Origin of the sequence: Vermiculatibacterium agrestimuris, from assembly GCF_943193085.1 — a bacterium.
Classification (GTDB): Bacteria; Bacillota; Clostridia; order Oscillospirales; family Oscillospiraceae; genus Vermiculatibacterium; species Vermiculatibacterium agrestimuris.
On the sequence record NZ_CALPCU010000058.1, the window covers coordinates 1 to 1,324 of the forward strand.

The 1,324-nt window shown below is 42.0% G+C and carries 2 protein-coding genes; one reads left to right on the forward strand and one right to left on the reverse strand.

Translation table 11 applies throughout. The annotated features are described in order from the left end of the window. A partial coding sequence (locus NFR87_RS10415; RefSeq protein ID WP_251449431.1) for a restriction endonuclease subunit S occupies positions 1–672 on the forward strand: 672 nt, incomplete at its 5' end. On the opposite strand, the gene NFR87_RS10420 is transcribed toward NFR87_RS10415, so the two are convergent. After that, positions 665–1,324, reverse strand: a 660-nt coding sequence (locus NFR87_RS10420; RefSeq protein ID WP_251449438.1) for a restriction endonuclease subunit S, incomplete at its 5' end; no start/stop codon positions are given. The genes NFR87_RS10415 and NFR87_RS10420 overlap by 8 nt on opposite strands.

A 1,324-nucleotide genomic window follows, 5' to 3' on the forward strand; every position in this document is an offset into this window, starting at 1 on the left:
CAAGGCAAAATCAAGCGTGACAAGAAGGAATCTGTCATCTTCAAAGGTGAGGATAACTCTTATTATGAGAAGATGGGTGGTGAGATCCGTTGTGTTGATGACGAACTACCATTTGAGATACCCGATGCGTGGGAATGGATGCGTCTGGAGGATTGCTGTGTCAAAGAAATTTGCCGAGGGAAATCTCCAAAATATATTGAGCAAAGTAGTACACTCGTTTTTGCTCAAAAGTGTAATACAAAGTATGCCGGCATTGATGTTGGACTGGCACTGTATCTTGATGAAAGTACCCTGAGCAAGTATTCGGATGACGAGTATATGAAGGACGAAGATATAGTCATTAACTCTACTGGGACAGGCACTTTAGGCCGAATAGGTTTTTATCGTGCTACCGACAATTGCGCTGGCCTTCCTATAGTTCCGGATTCTCATGTTACGGTTATTCGAGCTTATCGCAGTATTCATGCATTTTATCTGTATGTTTTTATGAAAGCGAATCAAGCTGAACTTGAAAAGAAGGGTGAGGGTTCCACAAACCAGAAAGAACTAAAGCCTATTACATTGAAAGAAATGTTTGTCCCTGTGCCACCAAGTTCTGAACAAGAACGAATTATCGCAGCAGTAACCACAGTATTTTCGACCATAACGGCAATAGAAAAGAGCCTCAGCTGAGGCTCTTTTTTATGTTCTCAATCATTGTGAATATGGATTTCAGTTCGCAAACGATCGTTTCCTGCTCTTCAATTGGCGGTACTGGGTAGAGCCAGTTCTCGATATTTTCTTTGCTTATTGATGGAGAATTATCACCTTTCATGTATTGGTTTAGACCGTCAACAATGTATCTTGATATCATCAGAAAGAACATGAATTCAGGAAGTAATACACCGCTGGAATTGCATACATAGAAACCAGTTGATGCGATACAACGACTATGCTTCTCCTCGACAAGTGCAATGTTTTCAAGATATGGCCTGACCAGCGAAAACAAAACACTTCCATTTTTTACAGCACGGCTTGCTCGGCTTGGAGCACCGGACACGGGGAGATGTTTTGCTTCCTTGATGCGATGGAGTTGATTGTCAATGGCATCAATGTCGATGTAGTCGAAAAAATCACCGTGGGGCTTTATGCTTTCCATACCGTCAAAGCAGGAGTGTCCTCTGCACCATACCCAGCCTTCCGGTAATTCAAAAGGAATCTCATCATCGATAATTTCGACCTTACTTCCCATCTTCTCATAATAAGAGTTATCCTCACCTTTGAAGATGACAGATTCCTTCTTGTCACGCTTGATTTTGCCTTGCTTGATGAGCTCTTCTTTCTC